This window comes from Xylanibacter sp. (assembly GCF_057607445.1).
This window is the reverse complement of the sequence record NZ_DBLZAX010000006.1, coordinates 22,904-42,980: the sequence shown is the minus strand read 5'-3', so window position 1 is coordinate 42,980 and position 20,077 is coordinate 22,904. Positions and strand designations below refer to the sequence as shown.

The window sequence follows — 20,077 nt, the reverse complement described above, 5'->3', positions numbered from 1 at the left end:
CCGCATCTGTCTTAATCTTACAGGCAGATTGATGCTTGCGGCTGAAAGCATAATTCTCCCGATGAGATAAAAGGTGGCCTTTCAGCGTGCAATATGTGCCCTTTTGCATCGTAAAAGGTATCCTTTTGGCGGCTAAAAGACCACCTTTTGTAAGGCCATCCTTATCATACTGATAATCAGCTGGTTAGCCGCTGCGTCCGAGCGGCCCTGCATCATGCGTCGTGCAGGCGTGCCGTTATTGCCGGAATATCAGACTACGATACGTCAGAGCCTTGTTATGCATAAGTCAAGATAATAAAAACAGCCGGAGCATATCTCATTGATGATATGCCCCGGCCGTTTTAGTATAGGCGCAGCTTTATTACGGCGCTCAGTGCGTTATTTCATTATCTTTATCACCTTCACGGTGCCGTCGCCCATCTGTCGGCGTATGATGTTGATGCCCTTTACGGCCGATCCGAGCTTCATTCCCGATGTGTTGTATATGTCTTCCTTAACGGTTGTCTCGCTTCCGGCTCCGTTGATGCCTGTAGTGGTCTCGTATGTAGTGCCTTCGCTCAGGCTTCCGTATTCGTTGACAGCCTTTACGGTGAATTTGCCGCAGGTGCCTTCGGCAGGCTTGAAGCTTGTGTCTGTAGATATGCTTACCACCTTGTCGTCGGCGTCAGTTACCACGTAGCATATAGCATATGCCGACTCGTCCCAGCTCAGCGTGCTGCTTGCCGCGTCGTATCTCATGTTGGCAGGAGCGCTCACGGCCTCCATCAGCTTGCGCGGGTTCCATCCGTCAGTGCCTCTTGTTATGGCCTCGTATGTGTATGCGGCAGCCTCCTCGTCGGTAAGTGTAGCCTTGCATGTGCCCGTAACCTTCTGTCCGGTGTCGCCGTCAGTATATTCATATTCGGTGCGTCTGTTGCTCAGGTCAACAGGATTGCCGTCGGCATCCATGCTGTTGTATTCGGCAAACAGAGCCGGAATGGCTCCCATGTTGTTCCAACCCTCAGGCTTTATGCCTATCTTCATCGTAGTGTTGAGCCATACGGTCTTTGGAGCGTTGTGCCACGGGCGTCCAAGCGCCGTCTTGTTGTCGTTGGCAAGCTCGTTGCCGTCTATTGTGCAGTTGCTGAACACGTATCCGAACTTTGTTCCTTCCTTATGGCATGGTGCCACGATTACTGATCCGCTTCTGACGTTGTATAGCGTGCAGCCTTCGAGCAGGACGTCGCCTCCGCCGTAGAAGTAGTCTACCGCACCCTCAATCCAGCAGTCTTTCACGTAGTGGCGGTCGGCCATGTTTCTTGAAGAAGTCTGCCATGTGTCCTGATAAGAGCGGAACTTGCAGTTGTAGAACGTCATGCGGTCGTTGCGCGAATACATGGCCAGACCCATCGGTCCCGACTGGTTGTCAACGCCCCAGCTGTTATAGAAGGTTATGTTCTCAGTGTAGAAGTCGCTTGCATTCACCTCAACCACGCTGCTGTAGCCGTAGTTGTTTGACTGCGGATTGTTCGTAGACCATTCGTATCCTACGTCAGAGCTTCCTCCGTTGTTGATGGTATGCTTTATCACGGTCTTCTCCTTGTCCTGTCCTATAAGATGTATGAAAGGCTTGCTCTCAGGTATCAGCACGAGTTCGTCATACTCTCCGTTCTCAACAAATATGAGGTAAGGCACGCTGCTGTTGTCAGGAGCGGCGTCGATGGCCTCCTGAACCGAAGTGAAGTCGCCCGAGCCGTCGGCAGCCACCACGGCGTCGAACACTTTCTTCTCGGGTTGCGGGCGCTGCATTGTGGTAAACTTGAATGTCGTGCCTTCAAAGGCGTTGCCGTTGAGGTCGGTCAGTGCGCCCTTGGGTACAACCACCTCACACTCAGTGCCGTATCCCATGTCGGCATAGGCATAAGTTGCTGTCTTGCTTCCGAATACAGGTGTCATGGCCTTTCCGTTTATCGTTACGTCGCCTGAGCCTGCTTTCACCTTCTCGTTGAAGTGGAGCACCACGTTGCCTGATGCTGAGGCAACGTCAGAGCCGGCCTCGGGCGATGTGGCAACAAGCTTCGGTGCCTCATGGTCGTCCTTCTGTTCGTTGTCGGCATATACAACTATGTCGGCAAGATAGAATCCCTCTGTGTCGCTGTCCGACGGCTCGCCGGCCAGTCCGCTTTCGGTGTCGCCTATCCAGCGCACATACACCTGTCCGCTGAGGCCTTCGGGCAGTGTGCCCTCAAGCACCATCCACTGGCTGCTCTCGGTGCCGCTTCCCATGTCGATAGAGCTGAGGTCGGTGTAGTTTACGCCGTCGGTAGAGTATTGCATCTTCTGTATCTTGTGCACGCAGGCGTTGTCGAGAGCCGCCAGTGAGTGCACCTTGATGTTCTTATATCCATCCACTACAAACTTAGCCACAAGGTAGCGTGGGTTGTCCATGTCGGCCCTTTCGGTGTAGCGGCGTATGCAGTTGCGCTCAATGCCGCCGAAGGTGCGTGTGCTTGCGCCCCAGTTGGTTGTCTTTCCGTCGCCTTCATACAGCTGAAGGTTGCCTGTGTTGTCTGTCGTGAAGCTGTAGTCGCCGGGGCGGTTTCCGCGCGGCTCGCTTACGCTGAAGTCCCATCCTACGATGAACGGAACCACGTCGAACGTAGCCGTAAACGTCTTGTCGCCGTTCATCACCACAGTCTTTTGTGCGTCGCTGCTGCCGTCGTTCCAGTAGAGGAAAGACGTTACAGAGTTTGGCACCACCTTCATCGTAACGCTTGTTCCGCTTTCATACTTACCGTCAACGGGTTCCGGCGTGAGCGACACGTTGCCCCATTTGGCTCCGTCGCCGCTTTTGTTTATGTTGAGGGTGTATGTCTCAACCGAAGAATACACGGCTGTGATGTCCATGTCCTTCTCAATGTTGAACGTGTATGGGTTCTCTGTCGACAATATCTGTCCGTCTTTGTCCTGCCACTGTTTGAATCTGAATCCGTAGTTGGGCGTTGCCGTTATCGTAACTTCGCTTCCGGCCTCATAGTCAGCCTTTGCCGGAGTTACCGTTCCGGCGTTTTCCGGGCTGTTGGTAACGTTCATGTGTACGGCATTTGTGAGGTTCTTCAGCCATCTCGGGTCGCCTATCGGGCCTCCGTCTGTAGCTGCCGTAGCCATGGGCGACTCTGAGGTTATGCTGAAATCGCCGTTTTCAGGGTCAGGGAAAGGTATGTTCGTCAGTCCGAAGTCGGCCAGCGTATAGTCCGAAATCTCTGTGTCGGCCGCGCTTGCCTGGTTGTATGTTCCGTAGTCGGCTATCAGGTTTTTCTCTGCCAGCAGATATCCGCCCGTGGTGTTTAGTATGTTTGGCGTCTGTCCGTCAACGCCGGCTTTGTATATAATGTTGTTTCTGAATGTGTATTCAGAGAACAGTCCCACTTTGTTCCCAGTGTTGCAGATGGCATATTTTGATGCTTTCGACCATTTGTAGACTGTGTTGTTGCTGAATGTGAACAGCATGTCGATGTCTACATTCATTGAGTTGGGCGAGAAGAAGCTCTCTCCGCCTTTATAGTTATATAGTGTAGAGTTGGTTACGCTCACCTCTCTTACGCCGTGTTTCGGGTAGATAAAGTTGTATCCTCCGTCGCCGCAGTCGTGTATTATACATCTGTCCATCTCAATCTTGTCTATCACATGCCCCTCGTTGTTGGTGCGCAGGAAGCATCTGTTGATGGCCGACAGGTCACAGTTGCGCAGTGTGATGGTCTTTATGTCACCATAGGTGAGGTCCATGAAGTAGCTGTCGTTGGGTTTGATAACGAGCCCCTCCATAATAATTCCTCCTCCGGTTACAGACGCATCGCTTCCGCGGAACTTTTCTCCGAACACCACCTCGGCTCCTTCTGCAGCCTTCAGGGTGACAGTCTTGCCGTCTGGAAGATTGATGTCTCCGGTGTATGTTCCCTCTTCCATGAGCAGAACGTCACCGTCTTTTGCTCCTTCATACGTTGCCTTGAACGTAGAAGGGTCTACATTGATGTCTGTGGCGCTGCATATCAGCGGCACAAACAGAAATAATAATAATGCTTTTAGCTTCATGATAGATTTTTGATTTGATTATATTTTTTTAGTGCTCAAAGGTAGATATAATGCCCTTCATGGTGGTTCAAAATAATACTGAAAGGGTGGATAATCGTATATTGTAGCCTTGTTTGGTCCGATATTATGGCTGTTTGGGATTGTTTTCCGCTGTTTTTGCTGTTGTCATCATGTGCATGCCGTTGCCTGTCTTATGGCTTGCGGCTGTAGATGATATAGGATTGTCGTGACTGAGGCAGGTTAAAAAATATGGTTGCAGGGTTGCGTGCATAGTTGTTTTTAAGTAACTTTGCGCTTATGAACAAGATTATATTGCTGTCGGCAGTACTGTTCATGCTGCTTTCGTGCGGCAGGAAGAGTGAGGACAAGGAGGCGTTCAGGGTGGAGGTGATGAACAAGATCACGCCTGTGAAAGACCAGGGGAACAGTTCGCTCTGCTGGGTATATGCCATGCTGGCCACCATAGAGAGCGAGTGCCTGATGAAGGGCGACTCGGTCAATCTGTCGGCTGCCTATGTTGCGCGCAACCTTATGCGCCGGCAGGCTGAGAGATGCTATCTTACGCAAGGCCGGTCGGGCTTCACCACGCGCGGCGTGGCGCCCAGGCTGATACACATGATACTTGACTCGGGCCTGATGCCATACGACTCTTACCGCTCTGAATGCAACTTCAACGTGCTCTGCCGCAAGCTCGACTCGCTCTGCCGCAATGCCGTAGGGAGGCGCACGGGGCTCGACGCACTGATGAGGAGCACGGACAGCATGCTCGATGATGTAATTAATCCCGTGCCGCTGCACGTGTGGATGCTCGGGGCTGAGTACACTCCGCAGCAGTTTGCGCGCAGCGTGTGCCGCGACGATGAGTATCAGGCGCTGACCAGCTTTACGCATATGCCGTTTTATGAGGACGTGGTGCTCGACGTGCCCGACAACCGTTACGGCGACAAATTCTACAATGTGCCCATAGACACGATGATGAGCCGCATTGAGAGTGCGCTGCGCCGTGGCCACAGCGTGTGCTGGGAGGGCGACATAACTGAACCGGGATTCTCGTTTGAACGTGGCGTGGCACGTCTCCATGACAACCGTAGCATGGCGTCGCAGGATGAGCGTCAGCGGTCGTTCGAGACCTTCCGCACCACCGACGACCACTGCATGGAGCTGATAGGGATAGCCCGCGACAGGAAGGGAAACCGCTATTTTATATGCAAAAACTCGTGGGGCACAGGCAATCCTTACGGCGGACTGATGTTCATGTCTGTGGCATACGCAAGGCTTAAGACTGTTGCCGCGGTTGTGCCTGTGGACACTGCCGACCTGCGCCGCATCCGTTAGGCCTGTGGCATGCATCCTGCCGGGCGGCAGAGTCAGCCGTTTTACAGTTCTGTAAGCATCCTTCCGCATAGCGGTATGTATGCTTTCACGTTGTAAAAGGTATGTTTTTGCGTTGCGATACGTATGCTTTCGCGTTGTAAAAGCTATGCTTTTGCGTTGCAATATGTATGCTTTTGCATTGTAAAAGCTATGCTTTCATGCTGCGATATGTGCCCTTTTGCGGTGTAAAAGACGGCCTTTTGCAGTGCGGCTTGACATGGGGCGAAGAGCCGCCGGGGCGTGTGAGAGTGTAGATCAGTATGTTTATAACGATATATTTATTTTGTTTTTTATGAACGACAGAAAGTTTTTGAGTGATAACATTAAGGCAGTGATACTTGATTTTGACGGCACCGTGGGCAATTCGCGCGGTCTTATAGTGCGCACAATGCAGCAGACTATAAGGCGGCTGGGACTGCCGGAGAGAACCGAAGAAGAGTGTGCGTCGATGATTGGGCTGCCGCTGAAGGAGACATTCACGAGGATTATCGACATGGACGACGCCATGGGCGACCGCTGTGCCGAGGTGTACAGAGAGATATTCAAGGAGAACAACCGTCCGGGAGTGGTGAGCCTGTTCCCCAACGTGCGCGAGACGCTCGACGCAATACACCGCAGCGGCAGGATGATAACGCTGGCGAGCAGCCGCTCGAGGGCGTCGCTGCTGGGCTTTGTGGCCGACATGGAGCTTGGCGGATACATATCCTACGTGCTCGGTGCGGGCGATGTGCCCAACGCCAAGCCTGCCCCCGACATGGTGGTCCGCACGATGGAAGACCACGGACTGAGGCCCGACGAGTGTGTCGTGGTGGGCGATACGGCCTTCGACATAGGCATGGCTCATGGCGCCGGCGTGTGCGGTGTGGGCGTTACTTACGGCAACGGCAGCCGCGAAGAGCTCGAGGAGTGTGGCGCCGAGTTTGTGATTGATGATTTTTCGCAGCTTTGCGGCATCCTGAAAATCAACGGATGATGCCTCGGTGAGGCTGCATGTGGTGTGGTAAACAATAAAACAAGATAAAAGCATCGGCACGTGTCCCTGCGCGGGAGCTGTGCCGGTGCTTTTATCTTTGTTCTGAAAACGCGGCTGCTTCGGCTGCCGCTATTATATCTTCTTTAGACATCTGGCGTGGAGTGGCAGTGATGTCCGACAGGTCAAACTCGCTGTCAGCGCTGCTTCCGGCCTGCTTTTTCTCTTCAGGTTCAGGTTTTACGTCGTTCACGGGCTCGCTGCTTCTTGCCTTTTCGGGCTGCTTGCTGTCGCCGGCGGTGATGATGAAGTCTTCCTTCTGCTCGATGTCCGGAACCACCACTACGGGTTCTTCCTCCATCTTTGTGCGGTCGGCCTTGGCAGCAAACACGGCGTCGATGAACTGCGGCTTGCGCCTCAGGCTCTGCAGGGTCTGCTTGCTTGCCAGCTGCTGGCTCTCCTTCTTAGAGTATCCCTTGCCCGAACCGCCCTCGAGTCCTTCAACGATGGCCTGATAAACGAATATCGGGTTGTTGTTCTCGTCGCGTTTCTGCTCTATGAGCTTGAAGTCGAGCTTTACGCGGTTCTTCTGGCACCATTCAATGAGCTTGCTCTTGAAGTTGACCTCCTTGTAGGCCACCTTGTCGAGATTGATAAGCTGTGAGAGTATGCGTTTCTTCATGAAGCGCATGCATGCTTCGTATCCGCGGTCGAGATAGATGGCTCCCACGAGTGCCTCGAAGGCGTTTCCGTCCATGTAGCTGTTGTGTGACGAGGAATGTCCGTTTGACATTATGAGCTGGCTGATGCCAATCTCCTGTGCCAGTTTGTTGAGAGTTTCTCGCTGCACAATCTTGCTTCGGGTGTTGGTAAGGAATCCTTCGCGCTTGCCTTCGAAGTGTCTGAACACGATGTCGCCCACAATGGCGTCGAGAATGGCGTCGCCCAGGAACTCAAGCCGCTCGTTGTTTACGGGCCGTCCCTTCTCGTTGCGCTTGGCTATGCTCTTGTGGAGCAGTGCCTGCTTGTAGAGACTGATGTCGTGGGGATAAAAGCCGATGACGTTGAATAAAGAAGAATAAAGCTCCTTTTCCTTGCGGAAAGGGAGCTTCATTTTATCAATAAAGTTGTTAATCATCATATTTCTTGAAGATAACACAGGCATTGTGTCCGCCAAAGCCGAAAGTGTTGCTCATAGCGGCGCGCACGGTGCGCTTCTGTGCCTTGTTGAATGTGAAATTGAGATTATAGTCTATTTCTTCGTCCTTGTCGTCTTCTTCGTGGTTGATTGTAGGCGGTATGATGTCGTTCTGAACAGACAGAACGCTTACCATTGCCTCAACGGCTCCTGCTGCTCCGAGCAGGTGTCCGGTCATTGACTTGGTAGAGCTGATGTTGAGCTTGTAAGCTGCATCGCCGAATACCTCCTTAATGGCCTTAGCCTCTGAAATGTCGCCCACGTGTGTAGATGTTCCGTGAACGTTGATATAGTCTATGTCCTCCGGTTTCATGCCGGCGTCGTCGAGCGCTGCCTGCATAACGAGCTTTGCTCCGAGTCCTTCGGGGTGAGATGCTGTTATGTGGTATGCGTCTGCGCTTTCGCCTTCGCCCACCATTTCTGCATAAATCTTAGCTCCGCGAGCCTTTGCGTGCTCAAGTTCCTCGAGGATGAGGCATCCTGCGCCTTCGGCCATTACGAATCCGTCGCGGCTTGCGCTGAACGGACGTGATGCCCTCTGCGGGTCGTCGTTGCGTGTAGAAAGGGCGTGCATGGCGTTGAAACCGCCAACTCCGCATCCGCAGATAGCTGCTTCGGCACCTCCGCTCACGATGACGTCAGCCTTGCCCAGACGGATAAGGTTGAAGGCGTCGGCGATGGCGTTGGTTGAAGATGCGCAGGCAGATGTAGTGGCATAGTTGGGGCCGTGGAATCCGTAGTGGATTGATATCTGGCCGGCAGCGATGTCGCTGATCATCTTGGGGATGAAGAACGGGTTGAACTTAGGTCCGTTCTCCTTGTGCAGGGCGTTGTAAGACACTTCGTCCTCGAAGGTCTTGATACCGCCGATGCCTACGCCGAAGATTACTCCGATGCGGTTTTTGTTTACTGTCTCCAGGTCCATGGCGCTGTCTTTAACGGCCTGCATTGCGCTGACCATGGCCAGCTGTGTGTAGCGGTCGAGCTTGCGCGCTTCCTTGCGGTCGATCCAGTCGTTGATGTTGAGGCCTTTCACCTCGCATGCAAACTGGGTCTTGTACATGGAGCTGTCAAACAGTGTAATAGGAGCTGCGCCACTGACTCCGGCCAGCAGGTTGTTCCAAGTTTCCTCGGCTGAAAGACCTACCGGGGTTACAGCGCCCAGTCCTGTTACTACTACTCTTTTTAATTCCATTTAAATAATTATCGGAAATTATTATTTGGTGTTAGCCTCGATGTAGCTGATAGCGTCACCTACAGTGGCAATTGTTTCTGCTTTGTCGTCAGGAATAGAGATGTTGAATTCTTTCTCGAATTCCATGATGAGCTCTACAGTGTCAAGAGAATCTGCACCAAGGTCGTTTGTGAAGCTTGCTTCAGGCTTTACTTCTGTTTCATCAACACCAAGTTTGTCAACGATAATAGCTTTTACTTTTGATTCAATTTCTGACATGATTGTAATGTTTTAAAAATGTTTATAAATAAATTCCAATTCCAAAAATCGGTGCAAAGGAACGAATTTTTATTTAAGTGTGCAAATATTTTTGCAAAAAAAGAGCCCAAAGTTGCACACATGCCGTTATAGTGTGCAAGTTTTGTTGTCTTTTTACACCGTTTTTGTGTTGATTTTGTCGGTTTTGTTGGATTTTGTGCGCACACAGCGGGCATGTTGTATATAGACTGCTTACGGCCCAGTCGGCGGCATGCGGCATAAATGCCTGTATTACAGAGGGTTGCAAAAGGGCACCTTTTAGACGCTAAAAGGTGCCCTTTTGGAGGACGAAATGTGCTCTTTTGGAAGGCAAAAGGTCATGTTTTGCAAGACGGCCCTGCCGGGCGTATGCCAAGGCGGGCAGTGGTCGGTCTTCATGCCGGCCTGCAGTCGTCGCTTATCCGCAAATCGGGCGTTGTGATGCAGCCTGCTTTTGGCTTTATGTCGGGCTTGTTTCCGCTTGATTTTTCGCAGGCATAAAGGCCTTTGCCAGGAAGAAACGGGCGGAGATATGCCGATATAGCACGGAAAGACGGCTGGGCCGTGGATGCACACTACGGATAAAGCCGGATGATGCCTGCTGACCGTTTTCCGTTTATGCAGTGCTGCTTGCACGTGCCGCAGGCATGATTACGCCCTGCCTGCGGGGGCCGACTCGCGCCGCAGCGGATAGTTGCCGCGCAGCTCCTCGAAGCTTTCGGGCGATGCCTTCAGCCGCGAACTGTCGTCGAGCGGATTGTAGAGCTGCAGGCTCAGGTCGTCGGGGTCGGCGGCAGCAACGAAGTCCTGAGGCAGTTCGGGCGGACTGATGATGCACGGCACGCTGATGCCGAAGTGGCGGCATAGGCCGCTTATTACCATGTTGTCGGCGTTAGCCTTGCCGTCGGCGCTGTAGCCTGCTATGTGAGGCGTGGCTATCCATGCCCTGTCCATGAGCCTGAGGTTTATCTGCGGCTCGTGTTCCCAGGTGTCTATCACGGCATCTTTCACCTTATTATATATAAGGGCGTCGAGCAGCGCGTCGTTGTCTACCACGGCTCCGCGGCTCGTGTTTATTATGACGGGCTTGCGCCGCAGCCGGCCGAAGAAGTCGGCGTCGGCCATGTGCAGCGTGGGGTGGGGGCCGTCCTTTACGAGCGGCACGTGGAACGTTATCACGTCACACTGCTCCTCGATGTCCTTCATCGCAACAAACGTGCCTGCGTCGCCCCGTTCTTGCCGCGGCGGGTCACACACGAGCACGCGCATGCCCATGCCGGCTGCCACTTGCGCCACCTTCGACCCTACGTGTCCGCAGCCCACAATGCCTATCGTTGAGCTTTCGGGGCGCATGCCCTTATCTCTTTTGAGCAGTATCAGCACCGAGTGCAGATACTGGGCCACTGAGGCAGAGTTGCATCCCGGACAGCTCATCCATTCTATCCCGGCGCGCTCCAAGTAGGCTGCGTCTATGTGGTCGAAGCCTATGGTGGCCGTTGCCACGAACCTTACGCGGCTGCCGCTGAGCAGCTGCTCGTCGCATCGGGTGCGCGTCCTGACAATCAGGGCGTCGGCGTCGCGCACGTCGCCGGGTCCTATCTCGCTCCCCTTCAGATACACGGCGTCGCCTGTTATGCGGCTTATGGCGTCGCGTATGTAGGGAATCTTGTCGTCAATCACAATTTTCATAATAACAATGATTTATGCTCCGCGGTGCACGCAGCCATAGCGTTGTGCAGCCGCCGGCGTTCAAATACAAGTCCAAAGTTACGAAAAATATTCTGTTTTGTTGGCTGATTAAAAATAATTTATTAGCTTTGCATTTAATATAATAGCGCCGTCAGCGCTCCGGCCGGACATGCCGGCTATGCCTGCGGCACGTCAGCAGAAGTATTAACTAAAACAAGAGCAAATGGCATTTACCGAACTTTGTAACGAGATTTTCAGCCGGGCGATAAATGACTATCACCAGGCCGACGACGTTGACACCAAGGTGAACAACCCCTACGGAGAGGGCACGATAGAGAACAGCCTGTATATGAAGTGCTGGATAGACACCGTGCAGTGGCACCTTGAGGATATCATACGCGACCCGCAGATTGACCCGGCAGAGGCTCTGCTGCTGAAGCGCCGCATAGACCGCAGCAACCAGGACCGCACAGACCTCGTGGAGCAGATTGACAGCTGGCTCAGGGACAAGTATAAGGACGTGAAGGTAATGCCCGATGCACGCATAAACACCGAGAGCCCGGCATGGGCCATCGACCGCCTGTCGATACTCGCGCTGAAGATATACCACATGAAGGAGCAGACAGAGCGCGCCGACGCCGACCCTGAACACCGCGAAAGGTGCAGGGCCAAGCTGGATGTGCTGATGCAGCAGCAGGTTGACCTCGGGACAGCCATCGACCAGCTGCTCGACGACATCGAGGCCGGCAGAAAGTACATGAAGGTTTACAAGCAGATGAAAATGTATAACGACCCGGCCACAAACCCGGTGTTATACGCCAAAAATAATAAATGAGGACAGAGCACATACTCATAATGAGATTCTCGGCCATGGGAGACGTGGCCATGACCGTGCCCGTGGTCTATTCGCTCGCAAGGCAGTATCCCGACGTGAGGATAACCATGCTGAGCAAGCCCTTTGCGCGCCCGTTCTTCGAGCGCATGCCGTCCAACGTGAGCTTCATGGAGGCTGACATCAAGGATGAGTATGACGGAGTGAAAGGGCTCAACGCTCTCTACCGCCGACTCACGGCAAAGAACTTCACCGCCATAGCCGACTTCCACAGCGTGCTGCGCTCCGACTATCTGCGCATGCGCTTCAACATAGACCGCTATAAGGTGGCTCACATCGACAAGCACCGCAGCGGCCGCAGGCAGCTCGTGGCCATGTCGGACAAGAAACTCGTGCAGCAGCCGTCGCCGTTCAGCAACTATGCCGATGTGCTTGCACGCCTGGGCTACCCCATAAAGCTCGACTTCAAGTCGATATTCCCCGAAGGCGGAGGCGACATCAGCCTGCTGCCGGAGAGCATCAGGCGCAGCGGCGAGTTCACGGAGAAGTGGATTGGCATAGCCCCGTTTGCCGCCCACGAGGGCAAAGTGTATCCTCCGCGGCTCATGGAGCAGGTCATAAGGCTCCTGACAGAGCGCCATCCCGACTGCCGCATATTCCTCTTCGGCAAGGGACAGCGCGAGACAGAATACTTCGGTGAGTGGTGCTCAAAATACAAACAGTGTGAAAGCGTGGCCGAAAAGCTCGACGGCATAAGTCTCGAACTTGTCCTGATGAGCCATCTCGACCTCATGATTTCAATGGACAGCGCCAACATGCACATGGCATCGCTTACAGCCACGCCGGTGGTCAGCGTATGGGGCGCAACGCATCCCTTTGCCGGATTCATGGGCTGGGGACAGAGCATGGAGAACGCGGTGCAGATAGACTTGCCCTGCCGGCCATGCAGCATATTCGGAAACAAGCCCTGCATCAGAGGCGACTACTCGTGCCTCAAGAACATTTCGCCCGAACAGATAGCTGCAAGGGCTGAGTTCGTGATGTGCGGCAGAAAATAAACTATCAGTTAATATCTAATTTATTAATTAAAAAGTAAGCATTATGAAAAAGTACATTTGTGACACTTGCGGTTATGTATATGACCCCGAAGTAGGCGATCCTGATAACGGCATACAGCCCGGAACAGCATTTGAGGACCTTCCAGAAGATTGGGTTTGCCCTCTATGCGGAGTTGGTAAGGACGAATTCTCAGTAGAAGAAGACGATTAATTCACAGTCGGATATAAAAAGCGCGGAAAGCATCTGTTAAGGCTTTCCGCGCTTTTCTTGTTTCAAGACACGGCCCCGGCGGCAGCAGAAGCGTTGCCTCAAGGCGCTTGCAGGTCAGACAAAGTTGAAAAAATAGCTGAGCATACATGCTGCAACGACGAACGCTGCAAGCAGGCACATTACCGCAAACACGATCTTAGACATTCTCTTGCGGTTCTTGGCGGCCATCAGACTCTTTTTCTTAAATACCTCCGATTCGTCTGTGTGGTCATAGTCTTGTCTTTTGTTTCTTCCCATTTCTTTTATTAATTATTATTTTTTATTACATGCTATGTCGTCTTATAAAACTTGCCGGCATTCCGGCCGTAATTCAGGATATGTCATGATAGCGATTTCATTATGCTAAATCTTATTGCACAGACAATCCTTGCACAGAATATCCTAAAATAGTTTCTGTGTAATTAAAATAATAGTCAATATGCAGGAGGTTGTTTGTTATAGGCCAACGCCTATTTTCATTTCATTCAGATAATTTCGGGCTGCAAAATTATCATTTTTCTTTGGAATAATGAATAATAACGTCATTTTTTAAGTATCTTTGCGGTAAAGAAATAAAAAAACAGTTGTTTTATGGATAAATTATTGCTTTTAGTCCTGTCTTTTTTACTTTTTCAGTCTCCGCTTGAAGCACAGACAGCCCGTGATGAGATAAGAAACAATGTGTGTCTTTCGGCCAGCAACTATCTGGCTTATCCCGGTCCGTCTCAGAAAAAGCTGACGCCCGCCCCCAAAGGTTACAGTCCTTTTTATATAAGTCATTACGGCCGCCACGGCTCGCGCTATCTGATAAGTCCTGACGACTATGATGTCCCGGTGCGTGTCCTTGCCCGTGCCGACAGCCTCGGAAAGCTTACGCCGCTCGGAAAGGATGTGCTCAGACGCGTGAAGATGCTCCGCGACGAGGCAGCAGGCCGCCTGGGAGAGCTCACCGAGCTTGGAGCCGAGCAGCACAGGCAGATAGCCCGCCGCATGTATGAGCGCTTTCCCGAGGTGTTCAAGGGCAATGTCGTGGTAGATGCAAAGAGCACCGTGGTGATACGTTGCATCCTGTCGATGGAGAACGAGATGCAGCAGCTGCTCCTGATGAACCCCAAACTGACGATAAAGCACGACGCGAGCATGCACGACATGTATTATATGAACCAGAGCGACCCTGAACTTTATGCGCAGAAGATGCCCCGCCGTGCCGAAGTTATGTGGAAAGAATATTGCAGCCGCCGCGTAAATCCTGAGCGGCTTATGCTAAGTCTGTTCAGCGACAGCGACTATGTAAAGTATGAAGTGGACGCTTCCGACCTCAACTATAAGCTCTTCTCGCTAGCGTCAAACCTGCAGAGCTCGGAGCTTCGCCACAAGATTACGCTCTACGACATATTCACCGACGACGAGCTCTACGCCAACTGGCAAATGGAGAACACGTGGTGGTATATCAACTACGGCGCATGTCCGCTCAACGGAGCCACTCAGCCCTTCTCGCAGCGCAACCTCCTGCGCAACATAATACATCAGGCCGATAGCTGCATAGCCCTCGACAGGCCCGGCGCAACGCTGCGCTTCGGCCACGAGACGATGGTGCTGCCGCTGACATGTCTGTTGGGAATCAACGGATACGACCGTCAGATATCAAGTCTCGACAGTCTTGAGAGCAAGGGATGGATCAACTATAAAGTGTTCCCGATGGGCGCCAACATACAGCTGGTGTTCTATCGCCGCAACCGCAACGACAAAGACGTGCTTGTAAAGGTGCTGCTCAACGAGAACGAGGCGACGCTCCCCGTAAAGACCGACTGCGCGCCTTATTATCGCTGGAGCGACTTTAAGAAATACTATCTTGACAAGCTCGACACGTATAAGAATTAGTGGCGGTGATGCAATATGTGCCCTTTCAGGTTGCAAAAGGCCACCTTTTAGCTCCTGATATGCCATCTTTTACAACCTAAAAGACGGCATATTGCAAATAGCTGGATAACAGCGTGTTACGCAGGCCTTGGCAGACTGCCCCGTATGGCCGTGCGGCAGGCTGTGATAAGCGCAGCCGGCACACCGCTTATGGTGAGCAGAACCTTTTGGGGCCGTAAGGAAAAATATTCAGTATTAATTACTCTTCTTCACGGAAAAATATTAATTTTGCAGCGTTATGGCACAAAATCTCATTCAGACACAGGCGCAGAAACAGGTTCAGACACAGCGCCTCACTCAGCAGCAGATGCTCGTGGTGCATCTGCTTGAAATGCCGTTGACAGAACTGGAGCACAGCGTGGCGGCCGAGATTGACGACAATCCAGCCCTTGAAGTTGCCGGGCCAGACGACGTTCAGCCTGCCGACGACATGCATGAGAGCGTTTCCGGTTCAGACGAAGACGACGACTTTGACACCGTCAACGAGCGTGAGGAGCGCGAGTCGGCGCTCGACCAGGCCCTTTCGGGCATCGGAATGGACGACGAGATGCCTGAGGCCGCGCAGTATGTGGCAAGCAACAACCAGAATGCTGACTATGAGGAGATAACCTACGGCGACCAGGTGTCGTTCTACGACAGGCTCAAGGAGCAGATGGTAGACGTGGAGCTCACGCCCCGCGAGCACGAGATAATGGAGTATCTCATCGGTTCGCTCGACGGCGACGGACTTCTGCGCAAGGACATTGCCACGCTGAGCGACGAGCTGGCCATATACCATAACATAGATGCAAGCGAGCATGAGATAGAGCATGTGCTGCATGTGCTGCAGACGTTCGACCCTGCCGGCATAGGTGCACGCAACCTGCGCGAGTGTCTCCTGCTGCAGATAAGGCGCAGGGACAAGTCGGAGATGCGCTCGATGATGGAGCGTGTGATAACAGAATGCTTCGACGAGTTCATGAACAAGCGCTGGGACAAGATAGCATCGCAGCTCGGCATCGACACCGACACCGTGAAGACGGTTCACAACGAACTGCTGAAGCTAAACCCGAAGCCAGGCTCTTCGCTCGGCGAGACCGAGGGACGCAACATCCAGCAGATAACTCCCGACTTTATAGTAGACACGGCCGACGACGGCACAGTGTCGTTCTATATCAACAGCGGCAACGTGCCCGACCTCTATGTGTCAGACTCCTTCACCGACATGGTGAAGAGTTACCAGAAAAACAAGAGCAAGATGAGCCGCAGCGAGAAGGAAGCCCTGCTCTACGCCAAGGAGAAGGTGGAGCGCGCCCAGGGCTTTATCGACGCCATAAAGCAGCGCCGCCACACGCTGTATGTCACCATGAAGGCCATAATAGACATACAGAAGGCATACTTTCAGGACGGCGACGAGAGCGACCTGAAGCCCATGATACTCAAGGATGTGGCCGACAAGACCGGCCTCGACATATCCACCATATCGCGCGTAAGCAACATGAAGTATGCCCAGACACGCTGGGGCACGTTCAAATTGCGCCACTTCTTCAGCGACAGCGTCAAGACAGAAAGCGGCGAGGAGATGTCGACGCGCAAGATAAAGGCCGCCCTTAAGGACATAATTGACAACGAAGACAAGCGCCGCCCGCTAAGCGACGACGCCATAAAGGATAAGATGAACGAGAGCGGATACCCCGTGGCACGCCGCACGATAGCAAAATATCGCGAGCAGCTGGGCATCCCCGTCGCCCGACTAAGAAAGAAATGAAAGAGAAAGAGATTATTTTTACGGCCAAGGTGCTGAGCGTTCTGTTCACGCCTTTCTATCTTCCGATATTAGGCCTTTTGATTCTTTTCATCTTCAGTTACCTCAGCCTGTTGCCCCTGACCTACAAGCTGTTCCTGCTGTTGATGTTCTATCTGTTCACGGTATTTCTTCCTACGGCCCTTATCCGTTTCTACCGGCGCTATCAGGGCTGGACGCTCATAGAGCTGGGCAGCCGCGAGAGACGCGCCATTCCTTATGTGATATCCATTTTTTCTTATCTTCTGTGCTATTACATAATGGCTGCCACCCATGTGCCCCACTTCATGGGGAGCATCCTTATAGCAGCCCTTGTGATACAGGTGGCCTGCGCCATCATAAATCTTTTCATCAAGATATCCACCCATACGGCAGCCATCGGCGGCGTTACCGGTGCGTTGCTGGCTTTTTCAGTTATATTTTCGTTCAATCCGGTGTGGTGGCTCTGCATTGTGCTGCTGCTCGCCGGCATGGTAGGCACGAGCCGCATGATTCTGCGTCAGCATTCTCTGCGCCAGGTGGTGCTGGGCTTTCTGGCAGGCGTGGCATGCTCGTTTGTGTCTGTGCTGCTGTTCTGAGCAGTGCGTCTTTGTGCCTGCGGCGCTCAGTGTTGTGGCCGCAAGCCGTAAAAGTTTCGACCAGATAATGTATATTTAAAATAAAACAAGCTTAATATGAAACCATTAGTAAGTATCATCATGGGCAGCACGAGCGACCTGCCCGTTATGGAGAAGGCATGTAAGTTTCTCGACGAGATGCACATCCCGTTTGAGGTTAACGCCCTGTCGGCCCACCGCACGCCCGACGCTGTTGAGGCTTTTGCCAAAGGAGCCAAGGAGCGCGGCATCAAGGTGATAATAGCCGGAGCCGGAATGGCTGCCGCCCTGCCGGGCGTGATAGCAGCGTCTACCACTCTGCCGGTTATCGGAGTGCCCATCAAGGGTATGCTCGACGGTCTCGACGCCATGCTTAGCATCATACAGATGCCCCCGGGAATACCTGTTGCTACGGTTGGCGTAAACGGCGCAATGAACGCTGCCATACTGGCCGTAGAGATGATTGCGCTGGCCGACGAAGAGGTTGCCGCACGCCTTGCTGACTATAAGGCAGGACTGGGAGCCAAAATCGAGAAGGCCAACAAAGACCTCGCTGAGGTGAAGTATGAGTATAAGACAAACTGATTTATAATTCAGGAGTTAAAGTAGTTAAAGAAGTTATCGCTCACGGCGTGAGCTGAGTAGTTAAAGTCAAATGCCTTGTCTGTTATGGCAGGCAAAGTTAGTGCATGTCATTTCTGTGCTTTGCTTAGTGGAAATCTGTGTAGGCAAACATTGCTATGCAGCATTCTGAGATATATGACAGTTAAGATGTTTCTCTTTAACGGCCCTGCTTTAGTGCAGGACGACAGGCGTTGACGAAGACATCATCATGACATATGACTTTAACTACTCAGCTCACGCCGTGAGCGATAACTTCTTTAACTACTTTAACTCCTAAAAAAGTACAAGTCATGGACATCTTTAATTACACCCGAAGGGATAGTTCGGTTGTCAATGTGGGCGCAACTCCGCTGGGAGGAGACAATCCGGTGAGGATACAGTCGATGACAACCACGTCGACCAACGACACCGAGGGAAGCGTGGAACAGGCCATACGCATAATTGAAGCCGGAGGAGAGTATGTGAGACTCACCACGCAGGGCGTGCGCGAGGCCGAAAACCTGAAGAACATCAATGCCGGACTGAGGAGCAGGGGATATAACACTCCGCTCGTGGCCGACGTCCACTTTAATCCTCACGTGGCCGATGTGGCAGCGCTGTATGCCGAGAAGGTGAGGATAAATCCGGGCAACTATGTCGACCCGGCGCGCACGTTCAAGAAACTTGAATATACCGACGAGGAATATGCCGCAGAGCTGCAGAAGATAGAGAAGCAGTTTGTGCCCTTCCTCAACATCTGCCGCGAGAACCACACGGCCATACGCATAGGCGTAAACCACGGTTCGCTCTCCGACCGCATAATGAGCCGCTACGGCGACACTCCTGCCGGAATAGTGGAGAGCTGCATGGAGTTTCTGCGTATATGCAAGCGTGAGAACTTCACGGATGTGGTAATCTCGATAAAGGCCAGCAACACGGTTGTCATGGTGCAGTCGGTTCGCCTGCTCGTCGAGGCCATGGACAAGGAAGGCATGAAGTATCCCTTGCACCTCGGAGTAACCGAGGCCGGCGAGGGCGAAGACGGCCGCATAAAGAGTGCCGTGGGCATCGGAGCGCTGCTGTCTGACGGCATTGGCGACACCATACGCGTGTCGCTGAGCGAGGAGCCGGAGGCTGAGATACCCGTGGCGCGCCATCTTGTAGACTATGTCGGCAAGAAACAGGGCCACATGCTCATACCGGGCAAGGCCTTTGAAGGCTTCTGCTGGACATCGCCCGAGCGCCGCAAGACACGCGCCGTGATGAATATCGGAGGCGATAACGTGCCCGTTGTGATATCATCACGCCTCGGCAGCGACGCCGCTCCGGCCGATGCTGCAGGCAAGGACATGACGCCCGACTATATATACACAGGTCAGACTCTGCCCGCAGAGCGCGTTGCCGGACAGCGCTACATCGTAGACTTCGGCGTGTATGCTGACCTCGAAGACAAGACCGGCGTATATCCCATATTCCCATATAACGCCGTGCCGCTGATATCTTCAGTAGACGCGCCGCTGAAATTCCTTGTACTCCAGTTTGGCGTCGACACCGACGAATACACGGCCTGCCTCAAGTCGCACCCCGAAGTGGTGGTGATATGCGTCAGCAACCATCAGAACCGCCTCGGCGAGCAGCGCGCCCTGCTGCACGACATGATGTCGGCAGGACTCACCAATCCCGTTGTATTCTGCCAGATGTACCGCCACTCGCAGGACGAGAAGGGCGACTTCCAGCTTGAGGCGGCAGCCGACATGGGCGCTCTGATGTTCGACGGACTGACCGACGGACTGTGGCTCATGAACGACGGCACGCTCTCGGCATCCGATATTGACGCCACGGCGTTCGGCATACTGCAGGCTGCACGACTGAGAACGTCGAAGACCGAATACATCAGCTGTCCCGGATGCGGCCGCACGCTCTACGACCTGCGTTCTACGATAGCCCGCATCAAGGAGGCCACCAAGGATATGAAGGGCCTCAAGATAGGCATAATGGGCTGCATAGTGAACGGTCCGGGCGAGATGGCCGATGCCGACTACGGATATGTGGGCGCCGGACGCGGCAAGATATCGCTCTACCGCAGAAAGGAATGCGTGGAGAAGAACATACCCGAGGTCGAAGCCGTTGACAAGCTGCTGAAGCTCATCGAGAGCGACCGCGCAGCCAACGCAGCCGGCTGAAAGCCGCTATAGCTGCTCACGTATTAAGCTGGTCCGAAGGCTTCAGGCATATCATTCAGGTCAGGTTTAAGCCCCGTCA

At 53.1% G+C, this 20,077-nt stretch carries 16 protein-coding genes; 10 read left to right on the top strand and 6 right to left on the bottom strand.

Features of this window, described 5'->3' with window-relative positions:
• Positions 1 to 378: 378 nt before the first annotated feature.
• Positions 379 to 4,071, bottom strand: coding sequence for a pectinesterase family protein (locus tag ACZMIG_RS06335; protein WP_487889287.1), 3,693 nt, complete (start codon positions 4,069 to 4,071; stop codon positions 379 to 381).
• Between the two features lie 297 nt (positions 4,072 to 4,368).
• Here ACZMIG_RS06335 and ACZMIG_RS06330 point away from each other — a divergent pair, with 297 nt between their 5' ends.
• Positions 4,369 to 5,406, top strand: a complete 1,038-nt coding sequence (locus ACZMIG_RS06330; protein WP_487889286.1) for a C1 family peptidase — start codon at positions 4,369 to 4,371, stop codon at positions 5,404 to 5,406.
• Positions 5,407 to 5,755: 349 nt separating this feature from the next.
• Positions 5,756 to 6,418: an HAD family hydrolase gene (locus ACZMIG_RS06325; RefSeq protein ID WP_487889285.1), complete on the top strand. Its 663-nt coding sequence runs from the start codon at positions 5,756 to 5,758 to the stop codon at positions 6,416 to 6,418.
• A gap of 91 nt (positions 6,419 to 6,509) precedes the next feature.
• Here the strand turns inward: ACZMIG_RS06325 and rnc are convergent, their stop codons facing one another.
• The 4 genes from rnc to pdxB form a co-directional block, all read right to left on the bottom strand.
• On the bottom strand, positions 6,510 to 7,553 hold the full coding sequence (gene rnc, locus ACZMIG_RS06320; RefSeq protein WP_302024576.1) for a ribonuclease III: 1,044 nt from the start codon (positions 7,551 to 7,553) through the stop codon (positions 6,510 to 6,512).
• Positions 7,546 to 8,808, bottom strand: a complete 1,263-nt coding sequence (fabF, locus tag ACZMIG_RS06315) for a beta-ketoacyl-ACP synthase II (protein WP_021854496.1) — start codon at positions 8,806 to 8,808, stop codon at positions 7,546 to 7,548. Before fabF ends, rnc begins: the two co-directional genes overlap by 8 nt.
• 21 nt (positions 8,809 to 8,829) lie before the next feature.
• Positions 8,830 to 9,066: an acyl carrier protein gene (locus ACZMIG_RS06310; protein WP_021854495.1), complete on the bottom strand. Its 237-nt coding sequence runs from the start codon at positions 9,064 to 9,066 to the stop codon at positions 8,830 to 8,832.
• A gap of 669 nt (positions 9,067 to 9,735) precedes the next feature.
• The gene (gene pdxB, locus ACZMIG_RS06305) at positions 9,736 to 10,773 is read right to left on the bottom strand and encodes a 4-phosphoerythronate dehydrogenase PdxB (protein WP_487889284.1); all 1,038 of its coding nucleotides are present in this window, start codon (positions 10,771 to 10,773) and stop codon (positions 9,736 to 9,738) included.
• A gap of 223 nt (positions 10,774 to 10,996) precedes the next feature.
• On the opposite strand from pdxB, the gene ACZMIG_RS06300 reads away from it, so the two are divergent.
• Genes ACZMIG_RS06300 through rd form a run of 3 tightly spaced genes read left to right on the top strand, consistent with a single transcriptional unit; the run spans position 10,997 to position 12,874 of the window.
• The gene (locus tag ACZMIG_RS06300) at positions 10,997 to 11,608 is read left to right on the top strand and encodes a DUF4254 domain-containing protein (RefSeq protein WP_021854492.1); all 612 of its coding nucleotides are present in this window, start codon (positions 10,997 to 10,999) and stop codon (positions 11,606 to 11,608) included.
• Positions 11,605 to 12,663: a glycosyltransferase family 9 protein gene (locus tag ACZMIG_RS06295; RefSeq protein WP_053397560.1), complete on the top strand. Its 1,059-nt coding sequence runs from the start codon at positions 11,605 to 11,607 to the stop codon at positions 12,661 to 12,663. The genes ACZMIG_RS06300 and ACZMIG_RS06295 overlap by 4 nt, the downstream gene beginning before the upstream one ends.
• A 43-nt stretch (positions 12,664 to 12,706) precedes the next feature.
• The gene (rd, locus tag ACZMIG_RS06290; protein ID WP_021854490.1) at positions 12,707 to 12,874 is read left to right on the top strand and encodes a rubredoxin; all 168 of its coding nucleotides are present in this window, start codon (positions 12,707 to 12,709) and stop codon (positions 12,872 to 12,874) included.
• A 114-nt stretch (positions 12,875 to 12,988) separates the two neighbouring features.
• On the opposite strand, the gene ACZMIG_RS06285 is transcribed toward rd, so the two are convergent.
• Positions 12,989 to 13,171, bottom strand: a complete 183-nt coding sequence (locus ACZMIG_RS06285) for a hypothetical protein (RefSeq protein ID WP_021854489.1) — start codon at positions 13,169 to 13,171, stop codon at positions 12,989 to 12,991.
• A 333-nt stretch (positions 13,172 to 13,504) separates the two neighbouring features.
• On the opposite strand from ACZMIG_RS06285, the gene ACZMIG_RS06280 reads away from it, so the two are divergent.
• The 5 genes from ACZMIG_RS06280 to ACZMIG_RS06260 all read left to right on the top strand — a co-directional run bounded on the left by ACZMIG_RS06280 (position 13,505) and on the right by ACZMIG_RS06260 (position 19,998).
• Complete coding sequence (locus ACZMIG_RS06280) at positions 13,505 to 14,794, top strand: histidine-type phosphatase (protein WP_487889283.1); 1,290 nt, start codon at positions 13,505 to 13,507, stop codon at positions 14,792 to 14,794.
• Positions 14,795 to 15,071: 277 nt separating this feature from the next.
• On the top strand, positions 15,072 to 16,580 hold the full coding sequence (rpoN, locus tag ACZMIG_RS06275) for an RNA polymerase factor sigma-54 (protein ID WP_021854487.1): 1,509 nt from the start codon (positions 15,072 to 15,074) through the stop codon (positions 16,578 to 16,580).
• Positions 16,577 to 17,194 carry a phosphatase PAP2 family protein gene (locus tag ACZMIG_RS06270; RefSeq protein WP_288948628.1) on the top strand — a complete coding sequence of 206 codons (618 nt, stop codon included), beginning with the start codon at positions 16,577 to 16,579 and terminating at the stop codon, positions 17,192 to 17,194. The genes rpoN and ACZMIG_RS06270 overlap by 4 nt, the downstream gene beginning before the upstream one ends.
• Positions 17,195 to 17,290: 96 nt before the next feature.
• Entirely contained in the window at positions 17,291 to 17,797 is a 507-nt protein-coding gene (gene purE / locus ACZMIG_RS06265; RefSeq protein ID WP_021854485.1) for a 5-(carboxyamino)imidazole ribonucleotide mutase, read from the top strand.
• A gap of 329 nt (positions 17,798 to 18,126) precedes the next feature.
• Entirely contained in the window at positions 18,127 to 19,998 is a 1,872-nt protein-coding gene (locus ACZMIG_RS06260) for a 4-hydroxy-3-methylbut-2-en-1-yl diphosphate synthase (RefSeq protein ID WP_487889282.1), read from the top strand.
• The last annotated feature ends 79 nt before the right edge of the window (positions 19,999 to 20,077 follow it).